This is a genomic window from Burkholderia sp. BCC1998 (assembly GCF_905339875.1).
Taxonomy (GTDB): domain Bacteria; phylum Pseudomonadota; class Gammaproteobacteria; order Burkholderiales; family Burkholderiaceae; genus Burkholderia.
In genome coordinates this window covers 34,503-49,138 of the sequence record NZ_CAJPHE010000019.1, presented here as the reverse complement: position 1 = coordinate 49,138, position 14,636 = coordinate 34,503, and the positions used below count along the sequence as shown (strand labels likewise).

10 protein-coding genes are annotated in these 14,636 nt (G+C 68.6%); 2 read left to right on the top strand and 8 right to left on the bottom strand.

Annotated elements, in window-relative coordinates; all coding sequences use genetic code 11:
* Positions 1–425: 425 nt before the first annotated feature.
* Positions 426–2,165 (top strand): S53 family serine peptidase, encoded by a 1,740-nt coding sequence (locus U5A56_RS27370; protein WP_321925558.1) that lies wholly within the window; start codon positions 426–428, stop codon positions 2,163–2,165.
* Between the two features lie 82 nt (positions 2,166–2,247).
* Here the strand turns inward: U5A56_RS27370 and U5A56_RS27365 are convergent, their stop codons facing one another.
* The 5 genes from U5A56_RS27365 to U5A56_RS27345 form a co-directional block, all read right to left on the bottom strand.
* Entirely contained in the window at positions 2,248–3,711 is a 1,464-nt protein-coding gene (locus tag U5A56_RS27365; protein ID WP_321925556.1) for an MFS transporter, read from the bottom strand.
* Positions 3,712–3,972: 261 nt separating this feature from the next.
* Positions 3,973–4,809 carry an ABC transporter permease gene (locus U5A56_RS27360; RefSeq protein ID WP_044845306.1) on the bottom strand — a complete coding sequence of 279 codons (837 nt, stop codon included), beginning with the start codon at positions 4,807–4,809 and terminating at the stop codon, positions 3,973–3,975.
* Between the two features lie 37 nt (positions 4,810–4,846).
* Complete coding sequence (locus tag U5A56_RS27355) at positions 4,847–6,121, bottom strand: ABC transporter permease (protein ID WP_044845305.1); 1,275 nt, start codon at positions 6,119–6,121, stop codon at positions 4,847–4,849.
* Positions 6,122–6,214: 93 nt separating this feature from the next.
* On the bottom strand, positions 6,215–7,261 hold the full coding sequence (locus U5A56_RS27350; protein WP_044845304.1) for an ABC transporter substrate-binding protein: 1,047 nt from the start codon (positions 7,259–7,261) through the stop codon (positions 6,215–6,217).
* A gap of 78 nt (positions 7,262–7,339) precedes the next feature.
* Complete coding sequence (locus U5A56_RS27345) at positions 7,340–8,434, bottom strand: ABC transporter ATP-binding protein (RefSeq protein WP_044845303.1); 1,095 nt, start codon at positions 8,432–8,434, stop codon at positions 7,340–7,342.
* Between the two features lie 108 nt (positions 8,435–8,542).
* Here U5A56_RS27345 and U5A56_RS27340 point away from each other — a divergent pair, with 108 nt between their 5' ends.
* On the top strand, positions 8,543–10,069 hold the full coding sequence (locus U5A56_RS27340) for a PLP-dependent aminotransferase family protein (protein ID WP_321925553.1): 1,527 nt from the start codon (positions 8,543–8,545) through the stop codon (positions 10,067–10,069).
* A gap of 21 nt (positions 10,070–10,090) precedes the next feature.
* Here U5A56_RS27340 and U5A56_RS27335 read toward each other — a convergent pair whose 3' ends face one another.
* The 3 genes from U5A56_RS27335 to U5A56_RS27325 form a co-directional block, all read right to left on the bottom strand.
* Positions 10,091–11,125: a lipase secretion chaperone gene (locus U5A56_RS27335; RefSeq protein WP_321925551.1), complete on the bottom strand. Its 1,035-nt coding sequence runs from the start codon at positions 11,123–11,125 to the stop codon at positions 10,091–10,093.
* Positions 11,126–11,128: 3 nt separating this feature from the next.
* Positions 11,129–12,223: a triacylglycerol lipase gene (locus tag U5A56_RS27330; protein ID WP_321799967.1), complete on the bottom strand. Its 1,095-nt coding sequence runs from the start codon at positions 12,221–12,223 to the stop codon at positions 11,129–11,131.
* Between the two features lie 232 nt (positions 12,224–12,455).
* The gene (locus U5A56_RS27325; RefSeq protein ID WP_321925549.1) at positions 12,456–14,588 is read right to left on the bottom strand and encodes a TonB-dependent copper receptor; all 2,133 of its coding nucleotides are present in this window, start codon (positions 14,586–14,588) and stop codon (positions 12,456–12,458) included.
* Positions 14,589–14,636: the final 48 nt, after the last annotated feature.

Genomic DNA, 14,636 nt, shown 5'->3' with positions numbered 1-14,636 from the left:
CGCGCGCGATCGACGGGTTCCGTTTTTGTGCATTCGCGCATTCGTACGTCGTCGCGCCGGCCGCGCGGCAACGCCTGACCACATATTGCAACGCGCAATGCGTTCACGCGCGATCGAAAGCGCCGCTCACACACGGTCCTTCGCTCTGCAATCGCGCGCATTCCGCTGCCGCAATGAACGAGTCGTGCGCGCAAACGCCAGCGACCGATGCGCGGTCGCGTGGCGAACCGGTTCCCTTTGCCGCGGGCCGCTGCCGCATGCATGAACGACGCATCGCCGGCACGCGAGCACGCCGATGTCAGAACTGACAGCTATGGAAACTGGCAGCTACCTGAACGGCACCGACGCCCTACGCTCGTCACCGCTCGCGGCCCCACAAGGGCCCGGGCTTCCAGCAACGTCGTCTCTCCTAAAAAGGACTCGCGATGAAAAGGAACGCCTGGTTTGCCCTTCCCCTTCCGTCGCCGCGCCGCCTCGCGTGCGCGTGGCCGCTCGTGCTCGCCGCCGGCGCGGCACATGCGGCGACGGACTGGGTCGACACCCACACGAAGGCCTTTCTGACCGGCCCGCAATTGATGGCGCGCAGCGCCGCACCTTCGCTCGAACTCGCGGCCGGCGAAACGGCCGACATCGTCGTCAGCCTGAAGCTGCGCAACGCCGCGCAGCTCAAGCAGCTCGCGCACGACGTGAACCGGCCCGGCAACGCGCATTACCGCCAGTACCTGACGCACGAACAGTTCCTCGCCCGCTACGCGCCCACCGACGCGCAAGTGAAATCGGTCGTCGACTATCTGCGCAAGAGCGGCTTCGTGAATATCGAGGTCGCGCCGAACCGGCTGCTGGTGTCCGCGCGCGGCACGGCCGGCACGGTGAAGACCGCGTTCAACACGTCGCTCGTGCACTTCGAGTACGCGGGCCGCTCGGGCTTCGCGAACGCGTCGACCGCGCAGGTGCCGCGCGCGCTCGGAGACGTCGTCGGCTCGGTGCTCGGGTTGCAGAACGTCGCGCGCGCACGGCCGATGCTGCGCATCGGCAACGTCGCGAAGCCACAGGCGCTCGCGGCCGGCACGGCCACCGGCCACTATCCGAAGGAATTCCCGGGCCTCTACAACGCGACCGGCGTGCCGACCGCGGCCGGCGTGAGCGTCGGCATCATCACGATCGGCGGCGTGTCGCAGACGCTGCAGGACCTGAAGCAGTTCACGTCGAGCAACGGCTACGGCACGGTCGCAACCCAGACCGTGAAGACCAACGGCACCGGCACGACCGGCAGCTACAGCGACGACCAGGACGGCCAGGGCGAATGGGATCTCGACAGCCAGTCGATCGTCGGCTCGGCCGGCGGCCAGGTCGGCAAGCTCGTGTTCTACATGGCGGACCTGAACGCCGCCGGCAACACGGGGCTCACGCAGGCGTTCAACCGCGCGGTGTCGGACAACACCGCGAAGGTGATCAACGTGTCGCTCGGCTGGTGCGAGACCGACGCGAACGCGGACGGCACGATCGACGCCGAAGAGCAGATCTTCACGACGGCTGCCGCGCAGGGTCAGACGTTCTCGGTGTCGTCGGGCGACGAAGGCGTGTACGAGTGCAACAACCGCGGCTATCCGGACGGCGCGAACTACACGGTGTCGTGGCCGGCCGCGTCGCCGCACGTGCTCGCGATCGGCGGCACGACGCTGTACACCACGTCGGCGGGTGCGTTCTCGAACGAAACGGTGTGGAACGAAGGCCTCGACGGCAACGGCAAGCTGTGGGCGACGGGCGGCGGCGTCAGCACGGTGCTGCCGGCGCCGGCGTGGCAATCGGGCAGCAATCGTCAGTTGCCCGACGTATCGTTCGATGCCGCGCAAAGCACGGGCGCGTACATCTACAACTACGGTCAGTTGCAGCAGATTGGCGGCACGAGCCTCGCCGCGCCGATCTTCACCGGCTTCTGGGCGCGTCTGCTCGCGGCGAACGGCACGGGCCTCGGTTTCCCGGCCGCGAAGTTCTATGCGGACATCCCGTCGAATCCGTCGCTCGTGCGCTATGACGTCGTGTCAGGGAACAACGGCTATCAGGGGTATGGCTACAGAGCAGGCACCGGCTGGGATCTGACGACCGGCTTCGGCAGCCTGAACATCGCGAACCTCAACAAGCTGATCCAGACGGGCGGCTTCTGAGCCTGACGCGAAGGCCGGTGCGCGGCGGTCGTTCGCTGCGCACCGGCCGGGAAAGATTCGGAAAACGGGCGGGCGCGGAGCCCTACTCCGTCGCCCGCTCGTTCGTCGCTGTCGTCGCTGTCGTCGCTGTCGTCGCTGTCGTCGCTGCCGTCGCGACCGACGCAACCGGCGCGCCGGCCCGATGCGATGGCGCGAAGAGCCGCAGCCCGCTCGCCACGCTCGCCGCTCCGGCAAAACCCGCCCCGAGCATCAGCGCGAGCGTCGGCCCGTGACGCCCCGCGATCCCGAACGACAGCGCGACGAGCGCCGCGCCGGTCGCCTGCCCGATCAGCCGCGCGGTCGCGATGATCCCGCTCGCACCGCCGCTGCGCTCGGGCGGCGCGCTCGACATCAGCGCCTTCAGGTTCGGCGACTGGAAGAAGCCGAAGCCCGCGCCGCACAGCATCATCCGCCAGCCGATGTCGACGACGCTCGGCGCTGCCGGCAATGCCGCGAGCGACACCATCCCCGTGCTCAGCAATGCGAGCCCGATCGCACCGAGCAATCCGGGCGGATAACGGTCGGACAAGCGGCCCGCGATCGGCGCGGCGAGCGCGACGATCGCCGACCACGGCGTCATCAGGAACCCGGTCTCGACCGCGTCGCGATGCAGGACGGTTTCGAAGTAGAACGGCAGCGACACGAACGCGAGCCCCTGCGCGGCAAACGCGCACACGGCCGTCAGCGCGGACAGCGTGAACACGGGTCGGCGAAACAGGTCGACCGGCAGCATCGGCGCCGGGTGCCCGGCCTGGCGGCGGATCAGCAGCCAGCCGAACGCGAGCGCGACCGCCGCGGCCGCGAACACGACGGACAGCGGCCCGCGCTGCGCGAATTCTCCGAGCGCGAAGATCAGCGACGCGAACGTGATCACGTTGAACAGCGCGGCGAGCGGATCGAACGCGTGCTTGCCCCGCGCCGTCTGCGGCAGCGACGGAATCGCCACGGCAAGCGCGAGCACGCCGAGCGGCACGTTCACCGCGAACAGCCACGGCCATGCGGCCAGCGACAGGATCAGCGACGCGATCGTCGGCCCCACCGCGAACGACACGCCGACGACGAGCGCGTTGAAGCCGACGCCGCGCCCGAGCCGGTGCGCGGGAAACAGGTTGCGGATCAGCGCGACGTTCACACTCATGATCGCGCTCGCGCCGAAGCCCTGCACGATCCGCGCCGCCGTCAGCTGCGGCAGCGTCGCCGCGAGCGAGCAGCCGAGCGACGCGAGCGTGAACACCGCGAGGCCGCCGACATACACGCGCTTGTGGCCGACGATGTCGCCGAGCGACGCGAACGGCAGCAGCGTCGCGACCATCGCGAGCTGGTACGCGTTGATGATCCACACCGACGCGGCCGGCGACGCGTGCAGGTCGGCGGCGATCGCGGGCAGCGCGGTGTTCGCGATCGCGGTGTCGAGCGTCGCGAGCGCGACGGCCAGCAGCACGGCGGACATCGCGCGCCAGTTGACGGCCGGCTCCCGGGTGCCGGCGGGGGATGCGAATTCGGACAAGATGAGGCTCGGCTGACTGACGAGCGACGCGCGGCGTCGCGGATTGAGCGGCGCGGCAACGGGCGCTCCGTGCGTGCGACGGCAACGGAACGCGCGGCACCACGAGCCGTATTGTTGCAGAGCCGCATCGAACGTGCAGGCAACCGCTTCGTCAGTCAGCGAAACGAAAGCTTCGCCGCGCCGGGTCAGGCGCGCGGCTTCGTTGAGAACGCAACGATCGCCGGCCCGGCAGCCGGCTCAACGTCACGCATCCGGCCGCCGTTACGACACCGCGCGCCGCGCGTTGCGGCCGCGCAGCCATTCGAGCGCGAGCAGCAGGCTCGTCGAGAAGATGATCAGGATCGTCGCGAGCGCAGCGATCGTCGGGCTGATGTTCTCGCGAATGCCGGTGAACATCTGGCGCGGCAGCGTCGTCTGGTCCGCGCCCGCGAGGAACAGCGTGACGACGACTTCGTCGAACGACGTCGCGAACGCGAACAGCGCGCCCGACATCACGCCCGGCGCGATCACCGGCAGCGTCACGCGGAAGAACGTCGTGACGGGGTTCGCGCCGAGCGACAGGCTCGCGCGCACCAGGTTCTGGTTGAAGCCCTGCAGCGTCGCGGCCACGGTCGTCACGACGAACGGCACGCCGAGCGCCGCGTGCGCGGCGATCAGGCCGGTGTAGGTGTTCGCGAGCCCGAGCGGCGCGAAGAACAGGTACATGCCGACGCCGACCACGACGACCGGCACGATCATCGGCGACAGCAGCACGGCCATCAGCAGCCCCTTGCCGCGGAAGTCCGCCTTCGTGAGGCCGATCGCGGCGAGCGTGCCGAGCACGGTCGCGACGACGGTCGCCGACGGCGCGACGATGAAGCTGTTCTTCGCGGCCATCCGCCACTCGTCGGATGCGATCAGGTTCTCGTACCAGCGCGTCGAGAAGCCCGGAATCGGATAGACGAGGAACGTGCTCGACGAAAACGACAGCGGCACGATCGCGAGCACCGGCAGGATCAGGTACAGCAGCGTCAGCACGACGAGCACGCGCAACGCGACGTACCACGCGCGCTCGGCGAACGACATGTGCGGCGCGAACAGCGGCCTGGCGAGTTTCATGGTCGGCTTCCCCTTCCCGTTTTCCTGTCCCCGGCGCTCAGCCGAGGCTCACGTTGGTGCGCGTGAAGCGCCCGTACACCGCATACAGCACCAGCGTCGCCGCGAGCAGCAGCCCGCCGAGCGCGCACGCCATGCCCCAGTTGATCGTCACGTTCGTGAAGTACGCGACGTAGTAGCTGACCATCTGGTCGTTCGGCCCGCCGAGCAGCGCGGGCGTGATGTAGTAGCCGATCGCGAGGATGAACACGAGCAGCGCGCCCGCGCCGACGCCCGGATAGGTCTGCGGCACGTACACGCGCCAGAACGCGGCGAACGGATGGCTGCCGAGCGACACGGCCGCGCGCTGGTAAGTCGGCGGGATCGACTTCATCACGCTGTACAGCGGCAGGATCATGAACGGCAGCAGGATGTGCGTCATCGAGATGTACACGCCGACGCGGTTGAACAGCAGCGTCAGCGGATGCGAGATCAGCCCGGCGCCGATCAGCGCGGTGTTGATCAGCCCCTCGCTCTGCAGCAGCACGATCCATGCGGCGACGCGCACCAGCACCGAGGTCCAGAACGGAATCAGCACGAGGATCATCACGAGGTTCGCGCGGCGCTCGGACAGCGTCGAGATCCAGTACGCGAGCGGATAACCGAGCAACAGCGCGAACAGCGTGACCGCGACGCCGATCACGAACGTGCGGCCGAAGATCGCCAGATAGATCGACTGGTCGGGATCGGCCCGCACGATCTGGCCGAAGCCGTCCTGCTTGTGGTCGAGCGCGGCGAGCAGGTAGAACGGCGACACCTGGCTGCCGTTCTTCGCGATCGCCTGCCAGTACGCGGGTTCGCCCCAGCGCGAATCGAGGTCGATCAGCTTCGCGCGGGTCTGCGCGGGTGTCAGAGCCGCGGTGCCTGCGCCCTCCTCGCCCTTCAGCGGCATCGCGCGCGCCGTCTTCGCGACGAGCGAGCGGTAGCCGGGAATCTCGGTGTTCAGGCGCCGCGCGAGCGCGCCCATCGCCTCGCTGTCGGCGACCTTCGTCATGTCGGCCGCGAGTGCGGCATACGCGGCATCGGCCGGCGGTGTCTTGCGGTCCCAGCCCGACAGCGCGGCCACCGTGTTCGGCAGCGCGGTCGCGATCTCCGGGTTCTGCACCGCGCGCGTGAGCAGCGTGCCGATCGGCACGACGAAGATGAGCAGCAGGAAGATCGCGAGCGGCGCGATCAGCAGCAACGCCATCGTGCGCTTGCGGGCCTCGGCGGCCTTCAGCTCGCGCTTGAGCGCGGCTGTCGACGGCGAGGAAGGAGCGATCGTCATCGTGTTCAACGGTTCTCTCCGGCCGGGCTCGATCCGGCGGAATGCCGCGCGACGCGTTCGACGCGCCGCGCGGCAGGTTGCATCAGGACACCTGAGTAGCGGTTACTTCGTCGCCCACGCGGCGAAGCGCTGCTCGAGCTCGTCGCTGTGGTCGGTCCAGAAGCCGATGTCCTCCAGCACCGCGTTCTTGCCGTTGGCCGGCGAGTTCGGCAGGTTCGCGAGCGTCTTCGCGTCGAGCGACTTGATCGCCGCGACGTTCGCGGGGCCGTACGCGATGTGATGCGCATACTCTTGCTGCGGCTTCGGCGTCAGCGTGTACGCGATGTACTGTTCGGCCAGCGCCTTGTTCGGGGAGCCCTTCGGAATCGCCCAGTAGTCGAGGTCGTAGATGCTGCCGTTCCACACGACCTTCAGGTTCTTGCCTTCCTTCTGCGCGGCGTCGATGCGGCCGTTGTACGCGGTCGACATCACGACGTCGCCGGCCACGAGGAACTGCGGCGGCTGCGCGCCAGCTTCCCACCACTGGATGTACGGCTTCAGTTCGTCGAGCTTCTTGAACGCGCGATCCTGGCCGGCCTTCGTGCCGAGCACCTTGTATACGTCCTTCGTCGAAACGCCGTCGGCCATCAGCGCGAACTCGAGGTTGTAGCGCGCGCCCTTGCGCATCCCGCGCTTGCCGGGGAATTTCTTCACGTTCCAGAAATCGGCCCAGCCGGTCGGCGCGGTCTTCAGCTTGTCGGCGTTGTACGACAGCGCGGTCGACCACACGAAGAAACCGACGCCGCACACCTGCGGCGATTCCGGAATCAGGTCGGACTTCTTCGCGATCTTCGACCAGTCGAGCTTCTCGTACAGCCCTTCGTCGCAGCCGCGGTTCAGGTCGCCCGACTCGACTTCGACCACGTCCCAGTTGACGTGCTTCGCCTCGACCATCGCCTTCACTTTCGCCTGCTCGCCGTTGTACTCGACGGCCGTGACCTTGTTGCCGGTCGCCTTCTCGAACGGCTGGTTGAATGCGGCCTTCTGTGCGTCGCCGTTCGCGCCGCCGAAGTTGACGACCGTGAGTTCGGCCGCCGTGGCCGATGCGCCGACGACGGCGAGCGCCAGTGCGAGCGCGGTGCGACGCGCGGTAGTGCTTGCTCCGTTCATGATGGTTCCTCTCCTCTCGTGGTGGAAGTGGGCAGTTGTTGTTGACGACGTGCAGCGATAAAGCGGGAAAACCCTGTGTCAGGCGAACACGCGCAGGTGCTCGGGCGCGAAAGCGAGCGATACCGGCGCGCCGGGCGAGAACGCGTCGAGCGCGCCCGTGCCGAGCGGCACCTTCACGAAGCATTCGTCCTGGCCCGGCAGCGCGCAGCGCATGCGCACGTGATCGCCGAAATAGATGAGGCTGCGCGCCTCGCCGGTGACGCGGTTGGCGGTGCTGCCGTTCATGTGCCCGTTCGCGAGGCTCATGCGTTCGGGGCGGATGCACGCGACGGCCGGCGCGCCTTCGGCCGCGTCGCCGATGCGGCGCCCGACGAGCTGCGTGCCGTCGTCCAGCCGGAATTCGCAGAATTCGCCGTCGACGCGCGCGATGGTGCCGCGCAGCCGGTTGCTGTCGCCGATGAAGTTCGCGACGAATTCGTTGCACGGCGATTCGTACAGGCGGTCGACGGTATCGAGCTGCTGCACGATGCCCTTGTCGAACACGGCGACGCGATCGGACATCGTCAGCGCCTCGCCCTGGTCGTGCGTCACGTACACGAAGGTCACGCCGAGCTTCTCGTGCAGCGCCTTCAGTTCGTACTGCATGTGTTCGCGCAACTGCTTGTCGAGCGCGCCGAGCGGCTCGTCCATCAGCACCAGCTTCGGCTCGAACACGAGGGCACGCGCGAGCGCGATGCGCTGCTGCTGGCCGCCCGACAGCTGCGCCGGATAGCGCTTCGCGAAACGCTCCATCTGCACCATCTTCAGCGCATGCGCGACGCGCTCCGCGCGCTCGGCGGCCGCGAGCTTGCGCACCGTCAGCGGATACGCGACGTTCTGCTCGACCGTCAGGTGCGGAAACAGCGCGTAGTTCTGGAACACCATGCCGATGTTGCGCTTGTGCGGCGGCACGGTATTCAGCAGTTCCCCGTCGAGGCGGATCTCGCCGCCCGTCGGGAACTCGAAGCCCGCCAGCATCATCAGGCAGGTGGTCTTGCCCGAGCCGGACGGCCCGAGCAGCGTCAGGAATTCCCCTCGGTGGATATCGAGGTCGAGCGATTTGACGACCAGCGTCTCGCCGTCGTAGGTCTTCCGCACGCCGCGAAAGCTGACGATCACATCATCGGACTTCATCGTGGCTGTCCCCTTGCTGCGCGACAAACGTTTTTGAGATGCGAGCCACTATACGGCGCGCACGGTTCTATACTAGGGAACCATTTCAATATTCCTAGTAGGACCACTTTGGATACCGTGATCCTGGGCGACTGGCTCTCGGCCCGTCTCGACCGCGGCTCGTCCGAGCCGATGTACCGGCAACTGCTGCAACTGATGCAGCAGGCCATTCTCACCGGAGAATTAGGGCCAGGCACAAAGCTGCCGAGTTCGCGCACGCTCGCGGCAGACCTGTCGATCGCGCGCAATACCGTGCTGCACGTGTACGACCAGCTGACGGCCGAAGGCTACGTGCTGACGACGACCGGCAGCGGTACCTACGTGGCCGACACGCGGCCGGACGCGGCCGCGATCCGCGTGCCGGGCGCCGCCGCACCGCCGCCGTCCGATGCCGATGCGGCGCTGCAGCAGGACGCACAAGGCGGCCTGTCGATGCGCGGCCGGCAGCTGATCGAGCACGCGGGCGTGTCGCGGCGCCAGTGGGGCGCGTTCATGCCGGGCGTGCCGGACGTGTCGGAATTCCCGAGCCGCACCTGGAGCCGCCTGCAGGCGCGCCTGTGGAAGGAAGCGAATCCCGAATTGCTGACCTATGCGCCGGGCGGCGGCTACCGGCCGCTGCGCCGCGCGCTCGCCGACTACCTGCGCGTCGCGCGCTCGGTCAAATGCTCGCCGGACCAGGTGATCATCACGACCGGCATCCACCAGTCGATCGACCTCGCGGTGCGGCTGCTGTCCGACATCGGCGATCGCGCGTGGGTCGAGGAGCCGTGCTACTGGGGCGTGCGCAGCGTGCTGCAGGCGACCGGCCTCGCGCTCACGCCGGTGCCGGTCGACCAGGAAGGCCTCGATCCGAGCGCGGGCGACATGCAGCATCCGCCGCGGCTCGTACTCGTCACGCCGTCGCATCAGTATCCGCTCGGGATGGTGATGAGCCTCGCGCGCCGCCGGATGCTGCTCGAGTACGCACGCCAGCACCGCTGCTGGATCATCGAGGACGACTACGACAGCGAATTCCGCTACGGCAGCCGCCCGCTCGCGTCGCTGCAGGGGCTCGACGACGGCGGCCGCGTGATCTACGTCGGCAGCCTCGGCAAGATGCTGTTCCCGGGCCTGCGGATGGGCTACATGGTCGTGCCGGAGCATCTGGTCGACACGTTCCGCACCGGGCTGTCGGAGCTGTATCGCGAGGGCCAGCTGATGCAGCAGGCCGTGCTCGCGGAGTTCATCATGGACGGGCACCTGACTTCGCACGTCAGGCGGATGCGCACGCTGTACGGCGAGCGCCGGCAGTTGCTGATCGATGCGATCCATGCGCGCTTCGGCGACGCGTTGCCTGTGATGGGCGACGAGGCGGGACTCCATCTGGTGCTCGGCCTGCCCGACACGTGCGACGATCGCGCGGTCACGCAAAGCGCGTTCGACGCGGGCGTGATCGTGCGCCCGCTGACCAGCTACTACAGCAGCCTGGACACTGCGCGGCGCGGGCTGCTGCTCGGCTACGCGTGCGTCGCGCACGAACGCATCGGCCCCGCGTTCGACACGCTCGCGGCCACCATCGAACAGCATCTGCCGCGGCGCTTCACGCGCGCGGCATGAGCGCGTGCGCGATTGCGCGCATTACTGCGCGGCAGCCGCGCCGCGGTCGAGCGACGCCGCGCGCAGCGCTTCGCCGGGCTTCGTGAACATGCGCTGACGCAGCGCGGCGATCTGCGCGTCGCGATCCTGCGGCGACAATCCGGCCGCGCCGATCTGCGCACGCTGCGCCGCATAGTCGGCGTAGTGGCTCTGCCACGACGCGTCCTCCTGCTGCATCTGCGCGACGCGCGCGGCGGCTTCCGGGCCGAGTGTCTGCGTCAGTTGCGCGCGCATCGCATCGGGCGTCGCCCCGCTCTTCCGTAATTGCGCGATCTGGTCGATCGCGGCCTGCTGCCGGTCGGCCTTCTGCCGTGCCGCGCGTTCGTCGGCCGGCATCTGCTGCGCGAGCGCCGCGAGCCGCTCCGCCTTTTGCGCCTCCGTCAGCGCAGGGTCCTGCGTAATCTTCAGCCGCGCGAGATCGTAGCGCTGCCGCCACTGCTCGGTGCCGAAGAACGGCTGGCTCCAGTCGCCGAGCGTCCGATACGCGATCGACGCGCGCCGGTCGAGCGCGAGTTGCAGCGCGCCGAGATCGGACTTGTCGACCGCACCCGCCTCCGGCAGCTTCGCGAGCGCGTCGAGATACGTGCGGTATCGATGCCAGACGTCGAGCGCCTCGGGTTGCGCGACCGTGCCGTCGAGCTGGGCGGCGATCTCGCGCACGACGAGCGCATCGAGCGCGGGCGCGCTCAAGTCGCTCCGCGCGGTCAGGCAGTAGTCGAAGAAATCGCGCACCGCGCGCGACTTCGCGAGGTGGCCGCCGGTGTCGAGCGGCAGCCGCGGCGCACTGGAACCGGCGAGCGGCGGCGGCAGGCCCGCGCTCGCCGGCAATGCGGGCTGCGACGGCGCGGCGTTCACGCCGCCGAGGGCTGCGGCATCCGCCGACGCATGCGTCGCGTCGGCACCGCGATGCGATGCCGTACCGGTCCAGATCGCGACGCCGGCGATCGCCGCCAGCCCCACCGCGCCGTAGACCACGACGCGCCGCGCGAGCGGCGCGCGTCCTTCACGTGTCGTCATCGATCACACGCCCGCGAGCTGCAGCCGGTTCGCATGCGTGCGGATCACCGCGACCGGATCTTCCGCATACGCACCGCGCACGCCGAGCAACTGGTTGATCTCGTCGAGATGGTTCCACTTGTAGCTCGTGCCCAGCACCTTCCCGTACAGCGCGCTGCACTTCGACACGAGTCCGTCGTTCTGGCCTGAACCGCGATTGATCATCACCGTGCCCGTGCCGAACAATGCGAGTGTCGACAGGTCGAGCGCATTTGCCGGATCGATCACCGGGATCGTGCTGGTATCCGTCGCGCCCGTGACGCCGAAGGCGGAAACGGTCGGCTGGACCGCCGTGCCGGCCCACGAATACAGCAGGTGCGTATTGCCGCCGACGGTCTCCGTCGGCGCGCCCGTCTGGCAACTGCCGGGCGCGCCGAGGCCGGCACTCGGGTAATTCCGGTTGTACGCGGCGGCCTGGGCGGTCGTCAGCGTCTTCAGTGCGGCGAGCGCGTCCTGGTTGGTGTTGTTGCTGCTGCTCGTCAGGATGCCGAACACATTGACGAACGCGGCGATCACCGACGACGACAATCCGGTCGGATCGTAGGCGAGCACGCCCTGCACGAAATCGGCGAACTCCGAGCCGCGATGCGGCGTGCCGATCGTCGTGACCGACGCGACGAGATCGGGCGCGACGGCCGCAACATAACGCGACGTGAGGCCGCCCTGGCTGTGACCGACCAGGTTCACCTTGGTCGCGCCGGTCGCGGCAAGCACCGTCTTCACGTAAGCGAGCAGCTGTTCGCCGCGCCCGTTCGGCCCGTCGTCGCTCTGGAACCCAGACAGGTTCGCGACGTAGACGGTCGCGCCGTGCTGCTGCAGGTCCTCCTGGATGCCGTACCAGTACTCGAGCACGCCCGCGTACTTGTCGGTGCCGGTGAGCCCGTGCACGAGGATGATCGGGTAACGCGTCGCCGCGTAATTGTCCGCCGGCGCGGTTGCCGCCATCGCCGCGTGCGTCGTCGCGAGCGTCATCACCGCGGTCGTCCCCGCGAACGGCGCGACGCTCATCGCGCATGCCACTGCCCCTGCCACCATCCTGGAACGCATCGATCTGGCCATGCATGTTCTCCTGATTATTGTGCTGCCGGTGCGAATGAGATCGGATCGACGCGCACGGCACGTCGCGAACGGTCGCGGGTACCGTGTGCATCGAATGCGGGAGTGAATCACGAGTCGCGAACGTTTGCGCCCTGACTAGATACGGTTCTCTAATCGGTTGACGCGCCCCGCCCGTTCGGGCGGGGGTTGCAACCACGCGCACGCATGCTGCATCGCACACGCGCGCCGCACGTCACAGTTTCGCGCTCACGCGCACCCATGCCGTGCGCCCCGGCTCCATTACCGGCGCGTTCGCCGGATAGCCGAAGCCCGCGTTGCCGGCGAGGTTCAGGTGCTCGGTGTAGGCCTTGTCCAGCACGTTGTCGACGCCGATCGAGATCTGCACCTTCTTGCTGACGTTGTACTGCGCATGCAGCGACAGCACGCCGAAGCCGGCGCTCGGGCCGAAGTCCTTGCCGACCACGTTGCCCTCGTTCACCGCATAGCGATGCTGCGGCGCAACGACCCGCCACAGCCCGCCGGCCGACCATGCGCCGCGCGTGTACTCGAGCCCGACGCGCGCCTCGAGCGGCGGCATCTGCGGCAGCGGATCGCCGCTCGTCGCGTTGCGCCCCCACGCATACGCGAGCGACGTCTCGACGCGCAGCGGCGCGACCGGCCGCCACGACACGCCGGCTTCGCCGCCCATGATCTGCGCGTTGACGTTGCTTGCCTGCGTGGTCGGGCCCATCATCCCGGCCGCGTAGTTGAACAGGATGTAGTCCTGTACATATCCCGCGTAGGCCGACACCCATGCATCGAACCGGTCGCTCTTGTACTGCGCGCCGATGTCGAGCTGCGTGGTCTTCTCCGGCTGCACCGCCGAGAACGCGTTGATCGAGCCGGCGGGCCCGCGCTTCGCGGAGAACAGCTCCCAGTAGTCGGGATAGCGTTGCGCATGGCCGATCCCCGCGTACCACGTGACCGGCAGCGACGCGAGATCGCGCTCGTAACGCACGAATCCGCTCGGCAGTACGCGCGCGCGATCGTCGTCGAAAGTCGGATTCGGCTTGCTCGCCATCATCCCGCTCGTCGTCGCACGCTTGTCGCGCGCGCTCGCGTAGTCGACCCGCGCGCCGCCGATCACGCGCGACGCATCGCTCGCATACCACGTCAGCTCGCCGAACGCACCGGCGTTCCACATCGTTGCCTGCGCGTCCCACGGCTGGTCGCCGTAGTTCTGCCGCCCCATCGCCGAGCGCGCGTCGAGCCGGTTCGACTGCGCGTCGACGCCGGTCACGAGCTTGAAGTCGTCACCGAAACGGAAGGTCGCCGCCGCCCGCGCGCCGAGCGTGCGGCGCCGCACCTCGGATGCCATTCGCATCGGCATGCTGCTGGTCGGGTCGGGCTGCCGCAACGTATAGTTGTCCATCACGTGGTCGGCTTCGTTGTAGTACACGCGCGCCTCGATCCGGTCGAGCACGTCGCCGAGATGCCGCTTGTCGAACGACAGGCCGAACGTCTCGCGGCGGAAATGCGCGCCGTCCATCCCGCGCCCGGCGTAGCGCGCATAGCCGTCGCCGGTGCCCGCCGTCAGTTCGACGCGCGTGTGATCGTCGGGTGTCCAGCCGAGCGCCGCGTCGGCGTTCCACTTGTCCCATTGCGACGGCACGGTATTGCCGTTGCCGTCGTCGTAGTCCTGCGCATGCGCGTGGTTCGCGGTCACGCGGCCGTAGACGTCCGGCGTGCCGGCCGTCACGTCGACGTTCTGGTCGTTGCGGCCGAACGAGCCGCCGACCACGCTGCCGTCGAACCGCATGCCGGGACGCTCGAAACGCGGCGTCACGCGTTCGAACAGCACGGTGCCGGCCGAGGCGCCGGGGCCGTACAGCACGGTCTGCGGGCCCTTCACGACCGTGACCTTGTCATAGCTTTCCGGCGCGATATACGAGGTCGGCGCGTCCATCCGGTTCGGGCAGGCGCCGAGCGTCGGCATCCCGTTCGCGAGCATGTTCAGCCGCGAACCGAACATCCCGCGCAGCACGGGGTCGCCGTTCGTCCCGCCGCTGCGGATCGACGTGAAGCCGGGAATCGTCTTCAGGTAGTCCGCGCCGTCGCTCGCCGGCAGCGGCTGGCGCGGCGTCTTCGGATCCGTGACGACGACGAGCGGCGTCGTCAGCGGCGACGCAACGACTTCGACGGGCGGCAGCAGCGTGGCCGCGTCGTCCGTCGGCGCCCCGGACGCACGTGCGGATTCGGTCGCGGCCGCCGCCGCGGTCATCGCGCCGACGGCGAGCGCGGGAACGGTGAGTTTCAGCATGCGCGGCACGCGCCGCACACGGGAATGGCGCGACGCCCTCGGCGCGCGCAAGGAAAGCATGGTCATGATCGAAAGCCCGAGTGACGCCCTCCACGCGGCCTCGACGGACCGCAC

Excerpts from the sequence above, each read along its gene's own strand:
- U5A56_RS27360 (WP_044845306.1), bottom strand. The coding sequence starts at position 4,809 with ATGAAACTCGCCAGGCCGCTGTTCGCGCCGCACATGTCGTTCGCCGAG.
- U5A56_RS27345 (WP_044845303.1), bottom strand. The coding sequence starts at position 8,434 with ATGAAGTCCGATGATGTGATCGTCAGCTTTCGCGGCGTGCGGAAGACC.
- U5A56_RS27370 (WP_321925558.1), top strand. The coding sequence starts at position 426 with ATGAAAAGGAACGCCTGGTTTGCCCTTCCCCTTCCGTCGCCGCGCCGC.
- U5A56_RS27350 (WP_044845304.1), bottom strand. The coding sequence starts at position 7,261 with ATGAACGGAGCAAGCACTACCGCGCGTCGCACCGCGCTCGCACTGGCG.
- U5A56_RS27325 (WP_321925549.1), bottom strand. The coding sequence starts at position 14,588 with ATGACCATGCTTTCCTTGCGCGCGCCGAGGGCGTCGCGCCATTCCCGT.
- U5A56_RS27330 (WP_321799967.1), bottom strand. The coding sequence starts at position 12,223 with ATGGCCAGATCGATGCGTTCCAGGATGGTGGCAGGGGCAGTGGCATGC.
- U5A56_RS27335 (WP_321925551.1), bottom strand. The coding sequence starts at position 11,125 with ATGACGACACGTGAAGGACGCGCGCCGCTCGCGCGGCGCGTCGTGGTC.